We start from the raw sequence: 22,444 nt of genomic DNA, 5'->3' as shown, positions 1-22,444 counted from the left end.
AGTCGTTCCGAGAGATGGCTTTCAGAAGACAATCGTCTGAGGTTCTCGACTAAATTTCTCAGGCTGCTTGTTTTCGAGCAAGAGTTGCTCACGAATAACTCACGTTTCAGTGATCGTAATCTTTATGCGTCAGGCATAAACTCTCTGAAAAAATGGTACCTACGGTTACCCACTTTCAGGATCTGGGTAACCGTAGGTACCATTTTTTCAGAAGGCGGATTCAGAGTTCGTGATCTGGCTTGGGCGCCTCTGGAGGAGCTCGGACACTCAAATTAGGGATCGAGCACATCCTGAATTTCACATAGGGCAGTGATGTCACAGCTCGACGTCGATCTCCTCTACGCATTGACCGCAGATATTCCCCTTCCCCATCCTGACCCAGCGCGAGCATGGCACGGTGGGCTCTCTACAGATGGCGGAAGCATAAGCAAGACTGATTAGCTCAAGCAAGACGCAATGCGTGGTGATAGACCGCCATCACTCCGTCATCGACATCTACCGATACGAAAATCAAGAAACCTGGACCCTCGAAGTGGTCGATCCCGACGGGACCAGCCATCTCTGGGAGCAGAAGTTTTCGAACGACGAGATCGCGCTCGAAACGGCCTTCCGAGAGATCGGCACCACGGGAGCGGAAGTCTTCATGCGGCGTGACAACGTGATCTTGTTCAGGAAAAGCCAACCGTCCCGAAACGAAAGACCCGCCCCGCAGTCTGCTGCGGGGCGGGTCCTATCGCAAGGCAAATCAGCCTGCTCGGCAGCAGGCCAGCTTACGATGCAATAGCCAGTTCTTCCAGGTCGTGACCAGCTTCCAAATGCGCTTCCACCCATTTGGGCTTACGGCCGCGGCCGGTCCACGTGTTCGCTTGGTTTGCCGGATCCGCATATTTCGGCGCGCCTTTGGAGCCTTTTGTTCCACCGGCTTCGAGAAGTTCGGTAAGAGTGTAGCCATGCTCCTTGGCCAGAGCTTCGGCGGCAGCGCGAGCTTCGACCTTCTTGCGGGCATCGTAGTCCTCAAGGGCCTTGGTCACTTTCTTGCTCAGCTCTGTGAGCTCGGCTTTGTCCATTTCCTGCAGGTTGATATCGAGGGCCATGATCGTCTCCGTTTTCTTTTTAGGCTTGATGTACACTATTGACCCCATATTCAACCCACGATTGCGTGAAAGTTGATATGAGTCAACTTTGACTGAAAGGAGACGTAGCTCAATAATGCGCCCGAAAAGAGCGCTGACACAAATAAAGTTGGTTCCACGAATGGCCAGCGCAGTCACGCGTGAATTTTCACGCATCTGGACCTCGAAACCGTCATCATCAAGATACCTCAGTTCTATTGCAAGCGAACCTCCGCTGAGCTCCGGAGCCATCATGCGATGGTCATCGCATCGTCCATGTAAGCGGTCCTGATAGAGCCGAAAGCATATGCTCCGCTATTTGAGTAGTAGGGCTGATACTCGTGCCAATTATCCACGCCCTCGATCAGCAAGCCTGACATCGAAAAGTTAGCATTACCATCATTCAGCAGTAGATAGAGATCGCTCGTACCCGGGTAACCCCCTGACAGGTCACGCACTCCAAGGATGACATCCAAGTCGCCGTCGCCGTCGAAATCGCCATTTCCGACGATGTCGCCCGTGATCGTTTCATCCAGGGACTGGACCTCAAAGAGGAAGTCATCACCCTCCCTTGACAAATCGATCACACGAAGGCCTGCACCCAGTTTAGAGTTCTCAATGCTTGCATTCACGATTTCGACCCATGGGTCATCATCAAAGTTGGCAACAGCGCTTGGTCCAACATTGTACAGAGAGTCACGTCCTGACGGCCAATGGTCGTGATTTATGCGATGCCCAGATGGCGTGTACCGCTCCTCTGAGACGCCCGTGCCTCCATTCACGAAAATACCTATGCCACCACCTTCGCCTTCGGTGTTGGAGAACACATCCATGTCCCCATCGGCATCGATATCAACAATCTGTTCGAGCACATTCCCATCGTTTGCCGAGTGCGCTTCCAGGAAGTCGAAGTTCCCAGCTCCATCGTTCAGCAAGATATAGGAATAGGAGATGTTGCCAGCGGAACTGAAGAGGAGGTCGAGATGCTCATCTCCATTGAAGTCAGCGAACTTGACGACGTTTCGCAGGTCATCAAGGAAGTCGATGGTGTATGGTGTATTGACTACCCAGTCCTCAGAGATGCCGGGGAAAGCGGGCGGCTTCATCTCGAATGTGCCGTCGCCGTCGTTCTCAAGAATGAAGAACCCTCCAGCCGCCTTAGCGACACCCACCAGGTCGACATCGCCATCCCCGTCGTAGTCCGCAGCATCTTGGATATCGATTAAGTTCCTGAGAAGCAGCTCCCGTCTGTCATCGCTGGCTATCACGTAGGGTGCCGACGTGTCCTCCGGGTATTTGCTGGCCTGCTCGACCCAGAACGGATCGAGATCGTGCGTAATGGACTGAGCCTCAAGGATTGCGGATGTGAAGTTTCCAGAGCCATCGTTCAAATAGACAATCGTCTGAAGTTCGAACTCGTAGGTTGCTGGATCTGAGTTATACGCCGGTAGTGGGAAGGGGTCCGATAGGATCTTCCAGGTGAGGAAGTCGATATCACCGTCGCCATCGAAATCTGCCGCAAGCACGCGGGAGTCCCCCTCATCGATACCGGTGTTCTTCTCAGAGAAATTTCCGTCTCCATCATTGAGAGCCAACACCACCTGTCCATCACGCAAGAACCAGAAGTCCAACGATGGGGTTGGCTCCGGTTCGGTGGCATCCACGGCATCAAATTTCAGGAAGTCCAAACGCAGAGGCTCTCCGCCGTCACCATTGCCCTCGAGCGTGATGACATCCCCCTCGCCCAGCGCGAGGTTCGCAAGCACCTTCTCGGTTCTGCTTGCTTTGCTCGCGATGGCGGCACCGGCATCTGAATCCCAGGTCCAATCGGCGATCTCAACTCCATTCAGAAGCACCCGCATCGCCGAGGCGCCATCAGTTTCGTCGAAGTAGCCGATGGTGACGTCAAAGGTGCCGGCCTTCTCAACTGTGTAGGATGCACTCGCCAGCGCCCCGTGTGTGTGCTGCAGATTAAGGCCACCTGAGGCAGCCCCATTACGAACGACCTCGAAGCCCTGTCCGATGTCCAGGTCCTCGGCCTCCACCATGAAGCTCTCGCTGGCGGGGGCGCCTTCTCCTGTCGCGAGATCGAGGTAATCGATGCGCAGCGGCTCCCCGCCGTCCATTGTCCCGCGGAGCTCGATGGTATCGCCAGCGGTCAGTGTGATACCGGGGAGCCTGAATTCAGCTTTGGAGGCCTCCGTCACGGTGGCGTCGCCGGACAAGGAATCCCAGTTGAAGGAGCCTACGATTGTGCCGTTGACCACGATCTCGAGATGAGAGACGCCATCGGTCTCATCGAAGTAACCCAGCGTGAGATCGTAGGTTCCAGTCGCACCAGTGAAGGTGCCGCCCGCTACGGAGCTCGCCGCAGTTGCCTGGAGGTACTCTCCTCCGGAAGGGTGCGGGTTCTTGCGAACTCCGAAGCCTGACCCGATCGAGAGGTCCTCAGCTTCGGTACGTCCTGATGTGATCGACGCGGAAAACGGGGCGACGGGGAAGAGCGCCATCGAGGATGGCAGCGCCGAACTGGGCATTGCTAAGCTCCAATAAATTATAAAAATGGCCGTTTTGGAATGCTAAGCAGGCTGCCTGCGCGCGCCGCCAACGTCAATGGATCTCTAGTCCGTGGCTCCCGCCAATCGGCGGCATTCAGCCCAATCAATACGCATTTGAAATCTGACCTCATGGGGATGATCCTGACACGCGCGCGGCGCTCCCCGGAAAAAGACCACCTTTTCAGCTTAGAGCGATTGCCGACCTTGAATATATAAATGGGGCGCGCTCTAGCTCCCAATAGATAGCCCAGACATGACCGCACCAGTTCGGCGAGGGATGTCGCCCACTGATCAATGTCTCATGTCCGATCTGCCGGCTAGAGACTTTTCGCAGCACAAAACGAGAACTCGGAAAAGGTATTTGGCTGATTTCCGCAACATGCACGACACCGCTGTCATGACATGCCCGCCAGCGTAGTTACGTCCGCCAACATACTCTGCTTGACGTAGAGAGCCAGATGGTCAACCTTCGTGCATATCATTTAAGCAGATTTGAGTCGCATCCATTTTATCCTTGATATTAGGGGGATTTGATATGCCTGCCACCAGCTCTTCGATCTTCGATTTTCCTGAATTCGCTCCCAGCACCCCGATCGTCGCAGCGGGGCGAACCGAAGCCGAAACATTGACGGTGGGCAGCGGTTTCGCGGCCAAAAGCAATCCGCACCCATCTGGGGGCCGGTACCTGGAAGCCACATCAGCCTCCTCACAAGCAGGGGGCGTCTTTGCCGGCGCACGAGGATATTACGACCTAACCGTCGGCTACTTCGACGAGACAGATGGCCAATCGATCATGGAGGTCCTCGTCAACGGTGAAGTCGTCCACTCCTTTGAGTGGAACGCGACCAACGGAACGAGCATAGTCACTGCAGCTTCCAAGGCGGAGGCGTTCATTCCTCAGGTTCTGCTCAAACCAGGGGACGTCATCGAGCTGCGAGGGGCCGCGGACGGAGGGGAACCGCTTCGGACCGACTACCTCGATGTCAGTGAACGAACCCCTGTTTCAGATCCGCAGGACTTTTCGCTCGAGGCCGAAGACCTCAATGTAATCTCCGGCTTTCAGGTGGTCAGAAACGGCGCAGCCTCCAACGATCATGTTCTTCAGCACTCCAGCGGAAATCTTGCCCGGGCAAATTTCACAATGGACCAGTCGGGGACATACGATCTGACCATCAACTTCTTCGACGAGCATGATGGGGTCTCTGAGCTATGGATCAGTATCAATGGGCAGGAGGTTGATCGCTTTTTCTGGGATAGCTCCACGGGAAGCTCGATCGCCAACCATTCCAGCAAAGCAGCCCACGTCATTCAAGGCCTCGAGCTCGAGGCCGGAGATGTGGTTGAGTTTGCCGGACGCGGTGACGGGGGCGAGCCGCTTCGTCTCGACAGTCTGAATTTCAAAGTCTCTGAAAATGGAAATCCCCCGACACAACAGCCACCCGATCTCTGGTACGAAGACGGCGATCACATCGTGGTCGCTTTGAACGATGGTACCGGAGCCTTCACTGAGGTCGTGACCAACATCACTACCGATGTGACCCACAGCCAGAATGGCTCAGTGTCGGGTGGATCGGCCTTCCTGAGTGCGGACTTGAATGGGGACGGTTACAACGATTTCCTGAAGGTCTTCCATAGCGCAACATCGGTTCCTGAAATTCCAAGAGACCTTGTCTCTGTCCCCTTCAGCTACGACGTTACAACGGAAGTCTACCTCAACGATGGCCATGGAAACTTTTCGCTCGGGGCATCTTCTACTGAGCGTATGGATGTAGAAATCTACGGCTACGCGGCAGAATTTCCCAGGCTGCCAGATGACCTCTTCAAGGCGTTTGATGCTGGAGACATAGACGGTGATGGGGATGTCGACTACCTTGCCGGCAGCTATCATTCAGAGTCGATCTACGTGTTCGAGAATGACGGTCAGAACAATTTTTCACTCCAAGCCAGAAGCTATCTGGAGTTGGGTTCTAACAGAAATGAAGCCAAGCTCGGAGACATGAACGGAGACGGTTTGCTAGATGCTGTTGTCCTCAATGGGTATGATCGAAACTCCGTTATTGTCATGACCAACGACGGCAGCGGAGGCATGACATATGTAGATTCCATTATGCCTAGCGAGGCACCGGCCGGGAATTCGCAGTTGATCGATCTCGACGGCGACACGGATCTTGATGTCCTGGTAATTGCTGGCGGCGACGCGAGGGGGATTCACACCTACCTCAATGATGGAAACGGCTACTATGTGCGGGACTGGCTGGGTATCATTGTCAACGGAGAATACTACGAAGGCGGCGAGATCGGCTCGGTAGCGGCGGGGGATTTTGACGGCGATGGCAAAGTTGAAGTGGTGACGGCCGCCTACATGGACGAGGAATACGGAGTGCCCCGCGGCCTGCGTGTTTTTGACATCGTCGACAGTGGTGGAGATCTAGAGTTTGAGGAGGCCTCTTACGACGCCAGTATTGTCGGCTCTGTCCTCGCTCCCGAGGACTATGATGCCGATGGTGATCTTGATCTTCTCATTATTTCAGATGGTGTCCGTATGCTCGTCAATGACGGGGCTGGGAATTTTGTGTTGAGCGATCCGGTAGTCGAAGACTTCGTAACATCAGAATATTCAGGGGCCCCTCAAGTCGGTCGAGGAGTGTTTCATGCCCTCGATGAGTTCGCTTTATAATTTGCATATAAAAGGGCCTTGTTGCGCACATGCGACCGGGCGCTCACTGGTGCGAGCAGACTAGCGAAGGCCGCGTACAAGACCACCAACTGGCATAGCCAAGCGCCCAAACGCCCCGAACACGAGTGAACACTATTAGCAATAGTGTTCACTCCGCAGCCGCGCCAGGCCCCGCGCCCGGCGGCGGCTTTTAGGCTTTGCGAGTAAACAGAATTCGGGCAATCTGCTCATCATGTCAGAAATGCGCCTGCATGATCCCGCCGGAAGGCGCCTCTACCTCGACGCCGAGGAGCGCGCCGCCTTCCTTGCCGCGGCCCGGCGCCAGCCCGCCCGCGACCGCACGCTCTCGGCGCAGTTCGCGACACGCTGTTCAGGCGCGAAGCCGGAAGTTGACGTTGCGGTAAAGGCGCCGGACCTGTGCCACGCTTTGCGGCAGTCTCCTAGGGGCGCGTCCCGTCAGATAACCGTGGTCACTGGCACGCCTGGCGGTATTGGCCCCGATTGCCAAGGATGCGTTTCCCGAGAATGGGGTAAATTCCGTCTCGGTCACTGTGCGGGATTCCGAACGCAAACCGATCTTTCATGCCCAGCCTTGCCCTTGTCGAAGACTGGATAGACTGAGCGGAAAGACGCCGCATGGAGGCAGGGCGCGCGCCGGGGGGAACTGCTTCGGTCACAGGCCGTTTCTCCTGCAGGAGGATTGGGGCCATGACGCAGGGAAACAGCCGTAAATTGCGAACGCGGGATGGGAATTGGATTTCCCCCCAAGAGCTGCAAGAGGTCCTTGCCGAAGAAGGATACTCCGGGACCGGAAGAGCGAACTTCCTGAACTCGGTCCTGACCGAGTTGGCGGCGGAGAGCGCGGACCATGGCGAACCCGAAGGCAGGGCTGCCGCATTGCTCGCAGAAGTCCGGAGGATACTCGAACATGAGCAGGACAAGCATGGGCGACGCCCGATCGCGGAGGACTTGCCGTGACCGATGCCCTCGAAAATGGCACCTTGCAAGCTCCAGGTGACGAAAAAGGCAAGCTCAAGCGCGCGATCGGGCCCGGTCTGCTGCTCTTGTTCATTGTAGGCGATGTCCTTGGCACCGGCATCTACGCTCTGACCGGGAAAGTCGCCGAAGAGGTGGGTGGCATCGTCTGGCTACCATTCCTGGTAGCCTTCGTCGTCGCGACGCTGACGGCCTGCAGTTACCTGGAACTCGTCACAAAATATCCCAAGGCCGCCGGGGCAGCGCTTTACACGGAAAAGGCTTTCGGAATCCATTTTGTCACGTTCCTCGTTGCCTTCGCCGTCATGTCCTCTGGCTTGACATCCTCGTCTACCGCCGCCCGTGCCTTTGCTGAGAACCTCTCGACCGGGTTCGGTCTGGACCTTGGAGCTTGGGCGGTAACCCTGATCGGCCTCGTTTTTGTCGGCGCGATTTCCCTTATAAACATGCGTGGTGTGGGAGAAAGCGTCATGGTGAACGCGGTCTTCACGTGTATCGAATTGACCGGGCTGATCATGATCGTGGTTATCGGCATGATGGTTTTCTCCAACGGCGAGGCCGACATCGGCAAGGCCTTCGAATTCGGAGACAACGAGAACGGCGTTTTCTGGCCGGTCATCGCCGGCACGACGCTGGCCTTCTTCGCCATGGTCGGTTTTGAGGACTCCGTGAACATGGCTGAAGAAACCAAGGCGCCGAGCCGCACCTTCCCAAAGATGCTCTTTGGTGGCCTGGCCATTGCGGCGGTTCTTTACCTTGTGGTGTCGATTGTCGCAATCTCAATCGTTCCGATTGACGATCTGGCCGAGGGCGACACGCCGCTGCTGAAGGTCGTGGAAGCGGGCGCCCCCGGGTTCCCACCATGGGTTTTCGGCCTTATCACCATGATTGCAGTGGGGAATTCCGCGCTGATCAATCTGCTCATGGCCAGTCGCCTCGTCTACGGTATGAGTGAGGAGGGTGTGCTCCCTGCCGTCCTTGGAAAGGTGAATCGGGCCCGACAGACGCCGGTGACGGCGATCATTTTCACGACGCTTCTGGCGGCTGGGCTGATCACCTTCGTCGGCGCCGTGCCGGAACTGGGCGGCACGACAGCTCTCCTGCTGTTGGGTGTCTTCACCGTCGTCAACGTGGCTGTGCTGGTGCTGAAGCGTGACAAGGTCGATCACGACCACTTCCGCACACCGGTCTGGGTGGCCGTGGCTGGCGCGGCGACCTGTGCCTTCCTGGTCGGCCCATGGACGGGCCGTGACCCGGCTCAATACCTCATCGCTGCCGTGCTAATCGGGATCGGTGTGGTGCTTTGGGTGGTGACGCGCCTGTGGATGCGCCAGGCATGAATTGCTGCGCATCCATCGGGCCTCCGGAGGTCACTCGACCTTCGCTTCCGCCTCCCCGCGCAGGTCTGCAACGTCATCGGCACTGACGGCCGCGGCGTCGTTGGACCAGGCCTGTCGGACGAAACTGGCCAGTTCCGCCACCTCTTCGTCCGTCAACCGGCCTGCAAATCCGGGCATCCTCAGCGAGTAGGGCCGCTTGGGTGTCGAGGGCAGTTCCGATCCCCCCAGGATCATGGAGATCAACCCCGTCGGGCTTTCCGCCGTCACAAGTGAATTGCCATCGAGTTCGGGAAAGACCTCGTCGGCGCCGCGCCCGTCGGCGAAATGGCAGGCGTTGCAGTTGTCGATGTAAAGCCGGGCCCCCAGAGGCATGTCCGGGTCGGCCGAGGCAATCAGGGCCTCGGTCCCGGTGCTGTCGCCGGAGCGTTCAGGTGTCGCGCCGCCATCGTTCAGCCCCACGAGGAAAGCCGACATGGCGGCAAGGTCATCTTCGCTCATGAATTGGGTCGAGTCCCGAATGACCAGTTGCATCTCGCCATTGACCGCCGCATGGGCGTTGCGTCCGGTCGAGAAGATGGCGACCAGGTCCTCTTGGCTCCAACCGGCAATGGCGCTGCCAGCGCCGCGCAAGGCAGGGGCCGTCCAGCCTGCGATCTTGCCTCCCGAGAGGAAGGCCTCGTCCGACGCCTCGACTGCCGCCTCGGCCATGATGGCGTTGCGCGGCGTATGGCAGGCGCTGCAATGGCCCGGCCCTTCGACGATGTATTCCCCGCGCGCCAGAACCGGATTCTCGGCATCCGCGCGGAAGCCCGGTTCGTCAAGCGCCAGCCATTTCCAGCCCCTGAGCGTCCAGCGCTGATCGAAGGGGAAGGGAAGGTCCGCTTCCCGCGTGTCGTTGCGGATCGGCTCCACCTCCTCGGTGAAATAGTGGAAGAGCGCGCGCACGTCCTCTTCGGTGAGCTTGCGATAGTTCTCGTAGGGCATCGCGGGATAGAGGTGCGTGCCGTCCGGGCGCACGCCGTCATAGAGCGCGGCGCGGAAGTCATCGAGGCTGTAGCCGCCGATCCCCGTTGCGTCGTCGGGTGTGACGTTCGACGAATAGATGGTGCCGAGCGGACTTTCGATAGCCCGCCCGCCGGCGAACATCTCGCCGCCGGGCGTCGTGTGGCAGGCCGCGCAATCGGCGAGGCGCATGGCGTATTCGCCTTGGCCGTCTTCGGGTTGCCAGTCAGCCGCCACCTCTTGCTGGGGGGGCGTGCGCTGCACCGGGACCGCGATAAATGCCAGCAGGGCGACGCCCCCCAGCACGACCAGTCCGAGCACGATGTTGAGAAGGGTTTTCATTTCATTTCCTCCTCAGACCAGCGGGCCGGGGTTCGGCAGGTAATCCTCGCGGATCGCCCGGGCCGCCCAGTAGGCCAGCGCCCCGACGGCGCCGGTCGGGTTGTATTGGATGTTCTGCGGAAAGGCGCCCGCGCCCAGCACGAAGACATTGTGCTGCCCCCAGGCCTGGAGATAGCGGTTCACGGCAGAGGTGTTCGGGTCGGTTCCCATGATCGACCCGCCGACGTTGTGGGTGGTCTGGTAGGGCCGGATGTCATAGCGTGCGCCTTCGCCCTTGAAGCTGGACTGCCAGCTGTCGGGGTTCATCGATTGTGCGATTTCGTCGATTTTTTGCTTCATGAACTGCGTCATGCGGATGTCGTTCGGCTTCCAGTCGAAGGTCATCCGCATCAGCGGTCGTCCGTGACGGTCGGTATAAGTCGGGTCGAGGTCGAGATGGCAGTCCCGATACGACAGGCAGGACCCGTGCGAGCCGATGCTCATCGAATGACCATACCACTCGCCGATCCCCTGCTTCCACCCGGCGCCCCATTCGGGCGTGCCCTCCGGCAGCGAGATGCCGCGGATCGGCTGGCCATTTGAATTGCCAGCGACGATGTAGCTTCCGCCGATGAAGCCTTCGGCGCCGAAGTCGATCTGGTTGATGGCGAAGTCGTCGATGGCCATGCCCACGGACCCGGCCCCGGCGAAGGGGTTGAAGTCGACATCTCGGAAGAACATCGTCGTGCCGCCGTTCATCTGGTAGGAATAGTTCTTGCCCGTCACGCCCTCGCCGCTCTGCGGATCGTAGGGCTCGCCGATGCCCGACAGCAGCATCAGGTGGACATTGTGCAGCTGGTAGGCCGCCAGAATCACCAGATCGGCGGGCTGCGTGACCTCTTCCTGCGCCTCTTCGTCCCAGTAGGTGACTCCGGTGGCGGTCTGACCGTCCGGTGCCAGATCGACGCGCAGCACCTCGGAATTCACCCGGTAGCTGAAGTTCGGATAGCGCTTCAGCGCGTCAAGGATGCAGGTCTGCGGCGAGGACTTGGAATAGTTGATGCAGCCATACCGTTCGCAAAAACCGCAGAAGTTGCAGGGACCGAGCTGCATTCCGTATTCGTTTGTCCAAGCCTCTGACGCGTTGGCGGCAGGACGCGGGAAGGGATGGTAGCCCATGGACCGTGCGGCCTCGGCGAACATTCTGGCATCGACGGTCTGTTTCAGCGGGGGCAGGGGGTAATCGCGCGAGCGGGGGGCCTCGAACGGGTTGCCGCCCTCTATGATCTCGCCGTTGATATTGCCGGCCTGCCCGGAAATCCCGGCCATGTATTCAAAGCGGTCATAGTAGGGTTCCAGCTCTTCCGCCGTGACACCCCAGTCTTGGATCGTCATGTCTTCGGGGATGGCATCGGCGCCGAATTCCTCTTCGACATAGGACCGCAGGCGATATTCGTTCTCCATCGGGCGCCATGTCTGGCCGTTCCAGTGGATGCCCGCGCCCCCCACTCCATCACCGGGTAGAAACGACCCCAGCCGCCGCATCGGTTGGGCCACCTCGTCGCCGGTGCGGCGGACCGTGATGGTCGAGTTCTTCGGCTTCTGCATAAAACCGAAGCGGATGCCGTATTCCAGTTCGTCTATGACCTCGGGATACTTGAAATCCGGCACCGTCGAACGGTCTGGGCCGCGTTCCAGCGCAAGGATTTCCAGTCCCTCGCTGGCCAGCTCGATCCCCATGATCGCGCCAGTCCAGCCCAGGCCTACGATGACGACGTCTTTCTTCGGATCTGTCCGCGCCATGTCTCAGGCCCTCTCGCCAGCGATATCGACAGGACCCAGGGGATATGCCTCGTCCCGGCCGGCCCATTCGTGAAAATTCGCTCGCGCGCCGGGGAACCCGATATAAACCCAGGCCTGCATCCCGGCGTTGCCGCCGTGTCGGGGATCGGCGAAGTAGCCTTCCTTGGTGTTCTGCAGAAGCAGCGTCCAGAATTCGCGCAGCTCGGGCTTCAACCCGACCGCGTCATCGGCCAGTGCCTGAAGCGCGGCGTCCTGCGCGTCGGGGTCCAGATCACCAAAGGCGGCCCCCTGTTCCGAGCGACACCAGGCGTCGAAGGCGGCGATGCCCTGGCGGTAGATCTCGGCCGGGGTCAGCGGCGATTGCGTGCCAAGGTTCATGTCGGCTTCGGGCGCAAAGGGGCCTTCCATGTAAAGATCGCTGGCCGCCCCGAAATCACCCGCAAGCTGGCGGTCGATGAAGACGGGCACGCGGGCCTCGATCGCGCCGGGGCCGTCGCCGTCAGAGGGGATAATCCGCGCCACGGCGGCCATGACAAAGGCCCATTCGGCCGCGGTCAGGTAGACTGGTTCGTATTGGTCCAGCGGCGGCTGGTTCCGCTGCGCCAGCGCCGGTTCGCTGAGGGCGCTCAACGCGGCCGCCGCCGCGGACCCGCCCAGGAAGGCACGGCGAGAGGTTTGAAGGAATTTCGGTGTCATTTCGGCTTGCTCCGGTCTGGCGTGCTGCGTCTGTCGGTCTCACAGTCTCGACAGCGGCGGTGCACGATCGCCGTGGCAGGGCCGGATGGCGGGGCAGAGGCGCACGAAATGTCTGATGGGTCGAATTCTCCTCATGTCGACAACGGGCTGGCTTGCCCTTCTGTTCCTTGGGGCGCCGAAAAGCTGCCGGAACCCGCCCTTGCAGATCATGTCAGCCCGGACAGGATCCGGTCAGGCGTCGCGGGAAGGTCGCGGATTCTGACGCCGCAGGCGTGGTGGATCGCGTTCAGGATCGCTGACCCCGAACCGCAGATGCCCAGTTCGCCGATGCCCTTGGCCGCCAACGGGCCGGCCCATGGGTCGAGATCCTCCAGCAGGTGGACATCCAGATGCGGCACATCGGCATTAACGGGCACGTGATACTCGGCCAGGTCGCGGTTGACGATGTGACCGTCGCGCCGGTCGTGCACCATTCCCTCGGTGAGCGCCAGGCCGAGGCCCCAAGTCATGCCACCCTGCGCCTGCGAGCGGGCGGTGCGCTGGTTCAGCACGCGACCCACGGCAAAGGTGCCCTGCAGCCGGCGCACGCGCACTTCGCCAGTGACATCGTTTACGGCAACTTCCGAAAACACCGCTCCCCAAGTTGCCTGGCGCACCTTCTCCAGCGCCTCGCCGGGTTCCAGTTTGCCCCGACCGGACAGCGGCTCGCCGGCCAGCACTTCGGGCAGGGAACGGCGGTCGTTTCCACAGGCGGCATGGCGGTCGGAAAGCGTCAGTTCCTGAGCGTCGCAGCCCATGCGCCCAGCGATCTCGCGGCGGATTTCTTCACAGGCAAGCCAGACGGCCGTGCCAGTCGAGGCCGCCCCGAAAGACCCGCCCGAGCCGGAGCCCGCCGGCAGATCAGTGTCGCCGAGGCAAACGTCAACATCGTCCACCGCCAGCCCCAGTCCCTCCGCGGCAATCTGGCCGAGGATCGAGTAGGTGCCCGTTCCGATGTCGGTCATGTCCGTTTCCACCACGGCGCGCCCATCAGGGGTCAGCCGGACGCGGGCCTCGGCCGGCATCACCATGTTGACGCGGACCGCCGCGGCCATGCCCGTGCCGATCCACCACTCGCCCTCGCGCCGTTGGCGCGGCTCTGCAGGTCGGTCGTCCCAGCCGAAACTGTCGCGGCCTTTGGTCAGGCAATCCGCCAGGCGGTGCGACGAGAAGGGCCGGTCGCTGTCCGGTTCGGTCTCGGGCAGGTTGCGTAGGCGGAGTTCGACCGGGTCGATCCCGCACTTTCCCGCAAGCTCGTCCATGGCGACTTCGAAAACGGTGACACCTACGGCCTCGCCCGGCGCGCGGACCGATCCGGCGGCAGGGCGGTTCAGACGGACGAGATCGTTGCGCAGCAGCCGGTTCGGCGCGGCATAGGCGAAGTAGCTGCCCTGCAGCACCGGTTCCGAAAATTCCTCGCCCGGCAGGTTGGAGACGCGGGCTTCGTGGCCAAGTCCGGTGAGCCTGCCGTCGTGCCCTGCAGCGAGGCGGATGCGCTGTCGCGTCTCGGAGCGCCTTGTGTTGATTTCAAAGACCTGCCGGCGGTGCTGAACAACCCGCACCGGCTGGCCCAGCTCGCGCGCCGCAAGCGCAGCGGCGACGCAATCTGCCGAAATCCCGAGCTTGGAACCGAAGCCGCCGCCGACGAATGGCGCGCGCAAGCGGACCTTTTCCGGCTCGATGCCGAGGCTGTCGGCCAGTTCGGCGCGGTTATAACGCAGCATCTGCAGCGAGCCGTGCAGGGTGAGACGGTCCCCGTGCCACTCTGCCACAGCGGCGTGCGGCTCCATCGGGGCCGAGGTGAGGGCGGGGGTGGTGTAGGTCTCATCGACTAAAACCTCGGCATCGGAAAAGGCGGTCCCGGGCTCTCCGGTGATCGCCTCTTCCTGCATGTCGTCATCCACTTCACCGTTCTCCGGCAAAACGGGCAGGCTGGCCCCTTCGCAGGAGATTTGGAGCCGGTTGGCGGCGTGCCAAGCGGTCTCGAAGCTTTCGGCCACGACGAGCACGACGGGCTGGCCGACGTACTCGGCCTTGCTCACGCCCTGGACCGGGGCCTCGCCCGCGGTTCCCTGAGCCGCATTGCGGATCATGCGTTCGTCCTGCAACACCAGCCGGACGCCCGGTATTGCCCCAACCTCTTCGGCATTTGATAGTCGCACGGCGCCAAGCCCGGGCGCGCCTTTCAGGACGCCATGCAGAAGCCCTGCCGGCACGTGCTCGGCGGCATAACGGGCAGCCCCGGTCACCTTGTCGCGCCCGTCCCGCCGCTCCATATCGGCACCGAGGGGGCCGCCCGGCGAAGGTTTCGTCAACCCGTCATTCTCCGGGCCGTCGATCTGATACTCGAGCGTCATTGTGTCACCTCCGTCAGCACCGCCTTGAGCACCCGTTGTGCGAGCGGTTTCTTGAATTCCAGACCCTCGCGCAGTTCGGCGTCCCTCATCAGCAGTTCGCCCGCTTTGTCGAAGAGTGCTTCGGACGGGGCCTCTCCCGTCAGAAGCGCCTCGACCTCGGGGTCGCGCCAGGGCTGGGTGCCAAGGCCGCCGAACGCGAGGGAGGCGCTGGCGATCTTGCCGTTTTCCATCCGCAGCACGACGGCGGTGGAGACCAGTGCAAAGGCGTAGGAGGCGCGGTCGCGCACCTTGCGATAGATTTGGCGGTCACCGGCAGGTGCGGGCAGATGGACGGCGGTGACAAGCTCGCCAGGGGCGAGTGTGGTTTCGATATGCGGCGTGTCTCCGGGCAGGCGGTAGAACTCGGCCAGCCCGGTCGTGCGGGTGCCGCCGCCCGCGTCGCGGATGATCACCTCTGCATCCAGCGCCCGCATCGCCACGGCCATGTCGCTGGGATGCAGTGCGATGCATTGATCGGAAGTGCCGAGCACGGCGTGGTTGCGTAGCTCGCCGCCGATCGCCGCGCAGCCCGAACCTGGCACACGTTTGTTGCATGGCGCGTCGATGTCCTGGAAATATGGGCAACGGTTGCGCTGCAGCAGGTTGCCGGCGGTGGTCGCGCGATTGCGAAGCTGCGGCGAAGCACCAGCCAGCAGGGCCCGGGACAGGACCGGCCAGTTGCGGCGGATGCGCGCATCGTCGGCGAGATCGGAATTGCGCACGGTGGCCCCGATTCTTATCCCGCCGCTTACCTCGTCGATCTGATCGAGACCAAGACGATTGATGTCGACCAGTTGATCGGGGGTCATGACCTCCAGCTTCATCAGGTCGAGAAGATTGGTGCCGCCGCCGATGAAGGCGGCCTCCTCGCCGCCGAGTTTCAGGGCGTCATCGGACGTGTCGGGACGGTGATAGTCGAACGGTCTCATTCCGCCGCGGCCTCCTCAATGGCCGCCACGATGCCGGAGTAGCACGCGCAACGACAGAGGTTGCCGCTCATGCGCTCAGTGATCTCGTCGCGGGTCAGCCGGGTCGTGCCTTCAAGGTCTTCGGTCACGTGGCTGGCGCGCCCCGCCCGCGCTTCCTCCAGCATGGCGGTGGCCGAGCAGAGCTGGCCGGGGGTGCAGTAGCCGCATTGCATACCATCGTGGTCGAGAAAGGCCTGTTGCATGGCCGAAAGGGTCTTGCCTTCGGCCAACCCTTCGACGGTTACGATCTCGGCGTCGTCGTGCATGACGGCGAGGGTGAGACAGGCGTTGATGCGCCGCCCGTCCGCGATAACGGTGCAGGCGCCGCATTGGCCATGGTCGCACCCTTTTTTCGCGCCGGTCAATCCGATGTGATCGCGCAGGGCGTCGAGCAGGGTCACCCGCGGGTCCAGATCGAGCTGGTGGCGGGTGCCGTTCACGGTGAGTGTGGTTTGCATCGGTATTCCTTGCTGTCGGAGCCACCAGCGCGAGGGCGCGGGGCAGGGATGGCGCGAAGGGCCGCCGCGTGGAGAGGCCGCGAGTCCGGTGAGACACAGCGCTTTGATGTGTCGTGGTTGTGATGGAAAAACAGGTGCGAGAGCGGTTTGTTCCCCTGATGCCTCAGACTGCACGCTCCGGAGACGTGCGATGACGGAGATCGGGCAATCGCACGAACCGGGTGGCCCTCTGCCGAAAGGTGGCGAACGATGCGACTGCCAGGAAATTTGGTGCCGCCGAAAATCGTCTATAGGGCCATTTCTGCCCCCGCTCACGCGGCCTTGCGGTTGACGAGCTCTTGGGCGATCTGGGTTAGGCGGGCGTCAACGCGGCGCTCTTCCTCGACAGCGTTTTCGAGGATTTGCCTGTCTTCAAGGTCCAGTTGACGAGCCCATCCGGCCAACGATCCATGGACCGCCATACCATAATGCAGCACCCTTTGGAGGGAGGCGATGAGTGCCGCGTCGCGCACGGCCGGACTGGCGATGGCCTCGGCCCAGTCCCGCGCTTCGCGCAAGATCGCCTGCATGGATCCATCGGTGTGGTTTTCATCTTTGGCATCGTGCACTTCGAGCAGCCCGCAAAGGTGTTCGCCGCGCTTCTGCATGGTGGCGATTTCCTCAGACAGGTGATTGCGCAGATTCAGGTGCTCGGCCTTTTCGGCGAGGCGGGGAAGCGCGTTGGTGAACTGGGCCTCGAAAGAGCAGGCTTCCTGCAGTTCCGTTCGGTAAAGGGCTTTCAGGTCGTCGGGTTGCATTCGGGGCACCTCCATTCGGTATTCGGGGCGGGCCGCGGTTTGCACGGCGCCGCCCGTCCTCATCTGGGAACAGTGCAACGGTTCAGATGTTCCTGAAGGGTGGCATTCCCGTTATTGCGTGTTACGCCTCCTCGTGACCTTGCCCGCAAAGGAACAACGCCCCTCATGATGCTCCATCACATTCTGGTTTTCCTGCCGGCAGCGCTTGCGCTGGGTGCCTCGCCGGGCGCGAACAATCTGTTGGCCTTCACCTCGGCAGCCAACTCAGGCTGGCGGCGCGCTGCCATCGGTGTTCTTGGACGCATCGCGACCTGGACGGTTCTTGTCGTCCTCGTTTCACTCGGGCTGGACGCGATCCTGCGGACGTCGGAGTTCGCCTTCGTGACCCTGAAGTGGCTCGGTGTCCTCTATATTCTGTTTCTCGCCTGGCAGTTCTGGCGGGCCGATTTTTCCACCGAGATCGTGATCCCCACCACCTCGCGCCTCATGCGCCGCGAGTTCTGGACCCTGATGGGCAATCCCAAGGCCTACCTGCTGCTGACATCATTTCTTCCGCAGTTCGTGGATCACACCGTGGCGGTGACACCCCAGTTCCTCACGCTCGGCGCGCTCTAACTCGTTGCCGAGGGGCTTGCGGCGCTGTTTTGGGTCAGTGCCGGGACCGTGTTCGGAACTCATGCCCTGACGCCACTCAAACGACGCATCCTGAACCGCGCATCTGCAAGGCTCGTGGTTGCCGCTGCCATCTTGCTCGCGAGGTCCGGAAGATCAACAGCAGTCTGAGCGTGACCTGAGCCAGGTCATCCCTTGTGCTCGGGCTTTCCTTTCCGGTCGCTTCCCGCGAAGTCTTCAAGCTGATTTTCCGACATGGAGTCGTACATCTCGCGGGCTGCACCCGTCAGGTCGCTTTTCTTCATTTCACCCCGTTTCGCGGCAAGGGCGGCCCCTGCGGCCTTTTGCTGAGCTTTCGATTTTGCAGGCATGGTGGTTCATCCTCATCTGTGTTTTAGGGGGGCGCGAGAATGTTTCCCGCCCGCGAATTGTCGCCGGTTCGGCGCGATCAGCTCTGTTTTAGCGGGTCATGGTCCGCCCGCGGATGGTTCTCCAGTGTCCCGGTTCGCCGGGGACGAGGAGAGAGGCAACGCCGCCTCCGCGCACAGGAATGCACGTGGAGGCAGCGGCGTCGCCGATCAATTCGATATCTGTTCGAGAGCGACGCCGGCGGCGGATGGATCTCCGTCGGTGGAGAGGTCGCCGAGCGACACGATGCCCACCAATCGCTTGTCGCGATCAACCACCGGCATGCGGCGAACCTGGCTCTCACCCATGTTGCGCGCGACCTCGGCGACTTCCTGATCGTCGAATACGTAGAGCACGTCGCGCGACATGACCTCGCCGACCGCTGCGTCGGTCGATTTCCCCTGTGCGAGCCCGTTGATGACGATGTCGCGGTCGGTAATGGTCCCGACCAGACGTTCGTCCTGCCCAATGGGCACGAAGCCGGTTTCGATACGCTGCATGATCTCGGCAGCGTCCTTCAGCGTTTGCTCCGGAGTCAGCGTAACCGTGTGCGGTGTCATGACTTCGTTGACCTGCATGGTGTCCTCCTTCGGTTGCAGTTGCGGAATATCGGCCCGCATCGCATCAAAGAACAGGCAGGCGGCGCAAATGTTCCTGAGCCGGTTTCAGCAAGTCTCGCTGCATCGGACGATGATCCGGAATCGGCGACAACCATGACGCCACCCGGTGGGCAGTTAGGGTTCTCGCTGATCACGCCTCACGCGCCCGTGGCCTTTGTCAAGGAGACGGCGAGCCGGTTCGGGAACTGAGGCTGGGCCTCGGATCAATAAGTGCCGGGCGGGTCGCTGGCGGGAAAGGATTCATCCGCCGTCTCGTCGACCAAATCCCATCGGCGGGGCGGGTTGCGCATCTGGGAGGGACCCGCGTCACGCACCTCGCACGGCGGCGACGGCCGGCTGTGTTTCCAGACACGGTAGGCGAGCAGACCGACCGCGGCGCCGAGTAGAAATCTGACCATGTCGTTTCCTTTCCGATGCCGGCCTGGGCGGCGGCCCTGCGGTTGTGGGTGGAGATGGTAGGAGAACGGCCGACCGTAGCGGATGTTCCGCGCTGCGATGCGCGGAGTCGGGAACATTGCTCTACGGGCCCTGTTCAAAGGCAACCTTCACTCAACGCAAAGGAACGAACAACGGCACTGTTTTCCAAAGATATCGAAACTCTCGAAGACCTATATCTGCACATGGTGCAAGACATCTACTACGCCGAGAGGCAGATCGAGAAATCACTGCCTGACATGATCGAGAAGGCGAGGAATCCCGATCTGAAGAAGGGCTTCGAGGGGCATCTCGAAGAAACCCACGGCCATGTGGAACGGTTGGAAGAGGTATTCCGTCGTATCGGCGAGGAGCCGAAGGGCACCACCTGTCCGGCAATCGACGGGATTATCAAGGAAGCCAACGACGTAGCCGGCGACATCGCCGACCAGAACGTGCTGGACGCCGCTCTGGCTGCCGCCGCGCAGGCGGTGGAATACTACGAGATGACCCGCTTCGGTACCCTCATCGCATGGTCCGAAGAGCTTGGGAGATCGGAGTGTGCCGGGATCTTCAAGAAGACCCTTGAGGAAGAGAAGGCCGCTGACGAGAAGCTCACCAATGTTGCGGAGATGCGCCTGAACCAAGCTGCCTGACGCTGCACCACCGGCGGCCGTGCGACGTCTTCGCGCCGCCGGTGTCCCGGGAGCTTGGGGCGCCCGGGGCACCCCAGCCATTGCACAGCCTTGGCCCAGCCGGGGAACTCCGCCCCGTGCAGGGGGTTGGGCGTGCAAGCGGAAGGAGAAGGGAATGGCCACTTACACCACGGATGTCGCGGTGATCGGCGCGGGAACCGCGGGTCTGGCCGCGGAGCGCCACGCCCGCAAGGAAGGTGCAACCACGCTGTTGATCGACCCGGTCTTTGCGGGAACCACCTGTGCAACGGTTGGCTGCATGCCCTCGAAGCTGTTGATCGCTGCTGCGGACGCCGCCCAAGCGGTGCGACAGGCAATAGATTTCGGCGTCACAGCCGAACCCGTAATAGACGGGCGGGCCGTGCTGGAGCGGGTGCGTCTGCTGCGCGACGATTTCGCCCGAGGGGTGCGGCAGTCCATAGAAGAACTGCCCAAGGGCACCTGCCTGACGGCCCGAGCGCGCTTTGAAGCTCCGGGCGTTCTGGCGCTTGATACTGGCGATCGCGTCGAAGCGCGGGCCGTGGTCATCGCCACGGGGGCCAGTCCGGCAGTGCCCAAGCCGTATGAGGCGGTGAAGGATCACATTCTGACCAACGAGACAATCTTCGAGCTTGAGGATCTGCCAGAGAGCGTTGGAGTCATCGGGGCGGGTCCACTGGGGCTGGAATTGGCGCAGGCAATGCACCGGTTGGGTGTGCGGGTGGAGGTGTTTGACGCGGGCGACCGGCTGGCTGGGCTGCCTGCGGAGGCCAGCGATGCGCTGCACCGGATACTGACCGAGTCATTCCCGATTCATCTGGACTGCAAGCCTGACCCTTCCGCGAGCGATACGGGGGCCGCCCTCACATGGGACGGGGGAAAGACGCGGTTCGAGAAGCTGCTGATTGCCGCCGGCCGCCCGCCGAACCTTTCCGCCCTCGATCTGGAGAAGGCCGGGCTGGAGCTCGACGATCACGGCACACCAGTCTTCGATCCGGGCACCCTGCAATGCGGCGATGCGCCAATCTTCATCGCAGGAGACGCCAACCATGACCGGCCGTTGTTGCATGAGGCGTCCGACGAGGGCACGGTGGCGGGACGCAATGCAGCGGCCTGGCCCGATGTGCGCAGAACGTCCCGCAAAGTGCCGCTGAGCATTGCCTTCACGCGGCCGGAAGCCGCGGTCATCGGCGCGATCCCGGACGGCACGGAGTATGTATGCGGCGAGGTGGATTATGGCAATCAGGGCCGCGCCAGGGTGGAAGGCCGGGCGCAAGGCCTGGCCCGCATCTATGCCAGCGCCGAAGACGGGCGGCTGACCGGCGCGGCGCTTTGCGCCCCGAGTGGCGAGCATCTGGCGCACCTGCTGGCCTGGGCGATCCAGTGCGAGATGACGGCCTCTGACATGCTGGATCTGCCGTTCTATCATCCGGTGATCGAGGAGGGGCTGCAGATGGCGCTGCGGGACGTCTGCCGACAGGCCGGACTATCGCGACCGTGGCAGCGGAATGACGAACCACTGCCTGGCTCGGATGGGGGTGCGTCCGAGGACTGAACCCGGGGATCACATCATCCTCGACCATTGGTCGAAAAGGATCCATTTCGTTCCGCCGACCATCAGAAGGATGATGAGCGCCGTGAAGAGGATCAGCATCAGATCGTCGCGGTGCGATCTCCACAGGTCGATGTGCAGGAAGAAGCGGAAATGTGCCGCGATCTGCGCCAGTGCCAGAACGGATACGGTGATGAGTGTGGCGGCCCTCTCGAAGCTCCCGAAGGCGACCACGGCAAAGGACACGAGTGTCAGCAGGAGCGTCCACGCCGCGCCAAGCAGATATCAACGTAGTTCTTCCCCGCGCCCGAGGTCTTCGCTCTCGGCAAGTTAGTATTTGCGTTTGCCCTCGCTCACTGGACTACTGCGAACAGGTACATTCCAACGCAATGGCGCTTATACGAATCCAGAGTAGGGTAGGGTGGCAGCCTGAGCATCATCCTCGGCTCCACAAATCGGCCCTCAGGCGTGCTCCTCGCAGTAGCTATCGACCTTCTCGCCATCCTGGTGATGCAGTATACGGAGGAAGCCGACCTAGCGGGACGGCGCACTCCAACTGACCCTTCGAGCACCGCTCCGCGCGGCGCCCGTCCCAGATCAAGGCGCTGGCAGTCACCAGGTTCGTTGCCCCTAAGCGCGAAGGATAGGCACGAATCGGATTTGACGGGTCATCTCTGCCGAGATGAGAAGCCTCTCCCTAGGTGACGCGAGGCCGCGGGCTTTTATGTCTTCTGCCAGAAGGCCGAGATATAGGCGTCTTTCGGACGCCGGCCCGAGGCGCGCCAGGCGGAGCGAACAGATGTGGCCAGCTCCCGCTCTCCCGCGAAATAGAGGAAGATATGCCGCTCCTCGGCAATCGCGTCCTTCGCGTCCTGTCCCATGTCCTTACGACGTGCCGGCGCGGCGTAATCGATCTGCAGCCGTGGATGATCGGGCAAGGGGTAGGCTATGCCCTTGGCGTCGGTGTAGAGCGTGATGTGTCCCGTTGCCTCTGGGTTGGC

19 protein-coding genes and 1 pseudogene are annotated in these 22,444 nt (G+C 61.3%); 7 read left to right on the top strand and 13 right to left on the bottom strand.

The features are described 5' to 3' along the window. Positions 1–460 precede the first annotated feature (460 nt). Positions 461–784 carry a hypothetical protein gene (locus G0D83_RS10820; RefSeq protein ID WP_164193233.1) on the top strand — a complete coding sequence of 108 codons (324 nt, stop codon included), beginning with the start codon at positions 461–463 and terminating at the stop codon, positions 782–784. Here G0D83_RS10820 and G0D83_RS32740 read toward each other — a convergent pair. Both G0D83_RS32740 and G0D83_RS10810 read right to left on the bottom strand, forming a co-directional pair. Continuing rightward, positions 771–1,367, bottom strand: a complete 597-nt coding sequence (locus tag G0D83_RS32740; RefSeq protein WP_370457225.1) for an H-NS family nucleoid-associated regulatory protein — start codon at positions 1,365–1,367, stop codon at positions 771–773. The genes G0D83_RS10820 and G0D83_RS32740 overlap by 14 nt on opposite strands. Beyond that, positions 1,364–3,622: an FG-GAP-like repeat-containing protein gene (locus tag G0D83_RS10810; protein WP_164193230.1), complete on the bottom strand. Its 2,259-nt coding sequence runs from the start codon at positions 3,620–3,622 to the stop codon at positions 1,364–1,366. Before G0D83_RS10810 ends, G0D83_RS32740 begins: the two co-directional genes overlap by 4 nt. A gap of 583 nt (positions 3,623–4,205) precedes the next feature. Here G0D83_RS10810 and G0D83_RS10805 point away from each other — a divergent pair. The 3 genes from G0D83_RS10805 to G0D83_RS10795 all read left to right on the top strand — a co-directional run bounded on the left by G0D83_RS10805 (position 4,206) and on the right by G0D83_RS10795 (position 8,683). Further along, a complete protein-coding gene (locus G0D83_RS10805; RefSeq protein ID WP_164193226.1) occupies positions 4,206–6,347 on the top strand; it encodes a VCBS repeat-containing protein in 2,142 nt (713 codons plus the stop codon). A gap of 708 nt (positions 6,348–7,055) precedes the next feature. Next, positions 7,056–7,325 carry a hypothetical protein gene (locus G0D83_RS10800; RefSeq protein ID WP_164193223.1) on the top strand — a complete coding sequence of 90 codons (270 nt, stop codon included), beginning with the start codon at positions 7,056–7,058 and terminating at the stop codon, positions 7,323–7,325. Beyond that, positions 7,322–8,683, top strand: a complete 1,362-nt coding sequence (locus tag G0D83_RS10795) for an APC family permease (RefSeq protein WP_370457224.1) — start codon at positions 7,322–7,324, stop codon at positions 8,681–8,683. Before G0D83_RS10800 ends, G0D83_RS10795 begins: the two co-directional genes overlap by 4 nt. 30 nt (positions 8,684–8,713) lie before the next feature. Here G0D83_RS10795 and G0D83_RS10790 read toward each other — a convergent pair whose 3' ends face one another. The 7 genes from G0D83_RS10790 to G0D83_RS10760 all read right to left on the bottom strand — a co-directional run bounded on the left by G0D83_RS10790 (position 8,714) and on the right by G0D83_RS10760 (position 17,163). Continuing rightward, on the bottom strand, positions 8,714–10,027 hold the full coding sequence (locus G0D83_RS10790) for a cytochrome c (protein ID WP_164193219.1): 1,314 nt from the start codon (positions 10,025–10,027) through the stop codon (positions 8,714–8,716). Positions 10,028–10,039: 12 nt separating this feature from the next. Beyond that, positions 10,040–11,809 carry a GMC family oxidoreductase gene (locus tag G0D83_RS10785; RefSeq protein WP_164193216.1) on the bottom strand — a complete coding sequence of 590 codons (1,770 nt, stop codon included), beginning with the start codon at positions 11,807–11,809 and terminating at the stop codon, positions 10,040–10,042. Positions 11,810–11,812: 3 nt separating this feature from the next. Next, positions 11,813–12,505: a gluconate 2-dehydrogenase subunit 3 family protein gene (locus G0D83_RS10780; RefSeq protein WP_164193213.1), complete on the bottom strand. Its 693-nt coding sequence runs from the start codon at positions 12,503–12,505 to the stop codon at positions 11,813–11,815. Positions 12,506–12,711: 206 nt separating this feature from the next. Next, positions 12,712–14,901, bottom strand: coding sequence for a xanthine dehydrogenase family protein molybdopterin-binding subunit (locus G0D83_RS10775; protein ID WP_164193209.1), 2,190 nt, complete (start codon positions 14,899–14,901; stop codon positions 12,712–12,714). Continuing rightward, complete coding sequence (locus tag G0D83_RS10770) at positions 14,898–15,869, bottom strand: xanthine dehydrogenase family protein subunit M (protein ID WP_164193206.1); 972 nt, start codon at positions 15,867–15,869, stop codon at positions 14,898–14,900. The genes G0D83_RS10775 and G0D83_RS10770 overlap by 4 nt, the downstream gene beginning before the upstream one ends. Further along, positions 15,866–16,366, bottom strand: coding sequence for a 2Fe-2S iron-sulfur cluster-binding protein (locus G0D83_RS10765; protein ID WP_164193202.1), 501 nt, complete (start codon positions 16,364–16,366; stop codon positions 15,866–15,868). Before G0D83_RS10765 ends, G0D83_RS10770 begins: the two co-directional genes overlap by 4 nt. Before the next feature lie 311 nt (positions 16,367–16,677). After that, a complete protein-coding gene (locus G0D83_RS10760) occupies positions 16,678–17,163 on the bottom strand; it encodes a ferritin-like domain-containing protein (RefSeq protein WP_164193198.1) in 486 nt (161 codons plus the stop codon). A gap of 165 nt (positions 17,164–17,328) precedes the next feature. Between G0D83_RS10760 and G0D83_RS10755 the strand changes: the two genes are divergently transcribed. Beyond that, positions 17,329–17,778: a LysE family translocator gene (locus G0D83_RS10755; protein ID WP_164193195.1), complete on the top strand. Its 450-nt coding sequence runs from the start codon at positions 17,329–17,331 to the stop codon at positions 17,776–17,778. Between the two features lie 185 nt (positions 17,779–17,963). Here the strand turns inward: G0D83_RS10755 and G0D83_RS10750 are convergent, their stop codons facing one another. Both G0D83_RS10750 and G0D83_RS10745 read right to left on the bottom strand, forming a co-directional pair. Next, positions 17,964–18,146 carry a DUF3008 family protein gene (locus G0D83_RS10750; protein ID WP_164193192.1) on the bottom strand — a complete coding sequence of 61 codons (183 nt, stop codon included), beginning with the start codon at positions 18,144–18,146 and terminating at the stop codon, positions 17,964–17,966. Between the two features lie 207 nt (positions 18,147–18,353). Beyond that, positions 18,354–18,761, bottom strand: a complete 408-nt coding sequence (locus G0D83_RS10745) for a CBS domain-containing protein (protein WP_164193189.1) — start codon at positions 18,759–18,761, stop codon at positions 18,354–18,356. Positions 18,762–19,378: 617 nt separating this feature from the next. Between G0D83_RS10745 and G0D83_RS10740 the strand changes: the two genes are divergently transcribed. Beyond that, complete coding sequence (locus tag G0D83_RS10740; protein WP_255455836.1) at positions 19,379–19,873, top strand: ferritin-like domain-containing protein; 495 nt, start codon at positions 19,379–19,381, stop codon at positions 19,871–19,873. Positions 19,874–20,027: 154 nt separating this feature from the next. Beyond that, on the top strand, positions 20,028–21,446 hold the full coding sequence (locus G0D83_RS10735) for a dihydrolipoyl dehydrogenase (protein ID WP_164193185.1): 1,419 nt from the start codon (positions 20,028–20,030) through the stop codon (positions 21,444–21,446). A 9-nt stretch (positions 21,447–21,455) separates the two neighbouring features. On the opposite strand, the gene G0D83_RS10730 is transcribed toward G0D83_RS10735, so the two are convergent. Further along, a complete protein-coding gene (locus tag G0D83_RS10730) occupies positions 21,456–21,725 on the bottom strand; it encodes a cytochrome o ubiquinol/quinol oxidase subunit IV (protein WP_164193615.1) in 270 nt (89 codons plus the stop codon). A gap of 440 nt (positions 21,726–22,165) precedes the next feature. Further along, positions 22,166–22,444: pseudogene (locus G0D83_RS10725) on the bottom strand (siderophore-interacting protein); the annotation flags it as partial.

Origin of the sequence: Salipiger sp. PrR003 (genome assembly GCF_010500785.1) — a bacterium.
Classification (GTDB): domain Bacteria; phylum Pseudomonadota; class Alphaproteobacteria; order Rhodobacterales; family Rhodobacteraceae; genus Salipiger; species Salipiger pacificus_A.
The sequence above is the reverse complement of the archived record's forward strand: the minus strand, read 5'-3'. Positions and strand labels throughout refer to the sequence as shown.

What these genes read in the sequence shown, in the direction of transcription:
- G0D83_RS32740 (WP_370457225.1), bottom strand. Translation starts at nt 1,367, where the DNA reads ATGATGGCTCCGGAGCTCAGCGGAGGTTCGCTTGCAATAGAACTGAGG.
- G0D83_RS10810 (WP_164193230.1), bottom strand. Translation starts at nt 3,622, where the DNA reads ATGGCGCTCTTCCCCGTCGCCCCGTTTTCCGCGTCGATCACATCAGGA.
- G0D83_RS10805 (WP_164193226.1), top strand. Translation starts at nt 4,206, where the DNA reads ATGCCTGCCACCAGCTCTTCGATCTTCGATTTTCCTGAATTCGCTCCC.
- G0D83_RS10800 (WP_164193223.1), top strand. Translation starts at nt 7,056, where the DNA reads ATGACGCAGGGAAACAGCCGTAAATTGCGAACGCGGGATGGGAATTGG.
- G0D83_RS10790 (WP_164193219.1), bottom strand. Translation starts at nt 10,027, where the DNA reads ATGAAAACCCTTCTCAACATCGTGCTCGGACTGGTCGTGCTGGGGGGC.
- G0D83_RS10785 (WP_164193216.1), bottom strand. Translation starts at nt 11,809, where the DNA reads ATGGCGCGGACAGATCCGAAGAAAGACGTCGTCATCGTAGGCCTGGGC.
- G0D83_RS10780 (WP_164193213.1), bottom strand. Translation starts at nt 12,505, where the DNA reads ATGACACCGAAATTCCTTCAAACCTCTCGCCGTGCCTTCCTGGGCGGG.
- G0D83_RS10775 (WP_164193209.1), bottom strand. Translation starts at nt 14,901, where the DNA reads ATGACGCTCGAGTATCAGATCGACGGCCCGGAGAATGACGGGTTGACG.
- G0D83_RS10770 (WP_164193206.1), bottom strand. Translation starts at nt 15,869, where the DNA reads ATGAGACCGTTCGACTATCACCGTCCCGACACGTCCGATGACGCCCTG.
- G0D83_RS10765 (WP_164193202.1), bottom strand. Translation starts at nt 16,366, where the DNA reads ATGCAAACCACACTCACCGTGAACGGCACCCGCCACCAGCTCGATCTG.
- G0D83_RS10760 (WP_164193198.1), bottom strand. Translation starts at nt 17,163, where the DNA reads ATGCAACCCGACGACCTGAAAGCCCTTTACCGAACGGAACTGCAGGAA.
- G0D83_RS10755 (WP_164193195.1), top strand. Translation starts at nt 17,329, where the DNA reads ATGATGCTCCATCACATTCTGGTTTTCCTGCCGGCAGCGCTTGCGCTG.
- G0D83_RS10750 (WP_164193192.1), bottom strand. Translation starts at nt 18,146, where the DNA reads ATGCCTGCAAAATCGAAAGCTCAGCAAAAGGCCGCAGGGGCCGCCCTT.
- G0D83_RS10745 (WP_164193189.1), bottom strand. Translation starts at nt 18,761, where the DNA reads ATGCAGGTCAACGAAGTCATGACACCGCACACGGTTACGCTGACTCCG.
- G0D83_RS10735 (WP_164193185.1), top strand. Translation starts at nt 20,028, where the DNA reads ATGGCCACTTACACCACGGATGTCGCGGTGATCGGCGCGGGAACCGCG.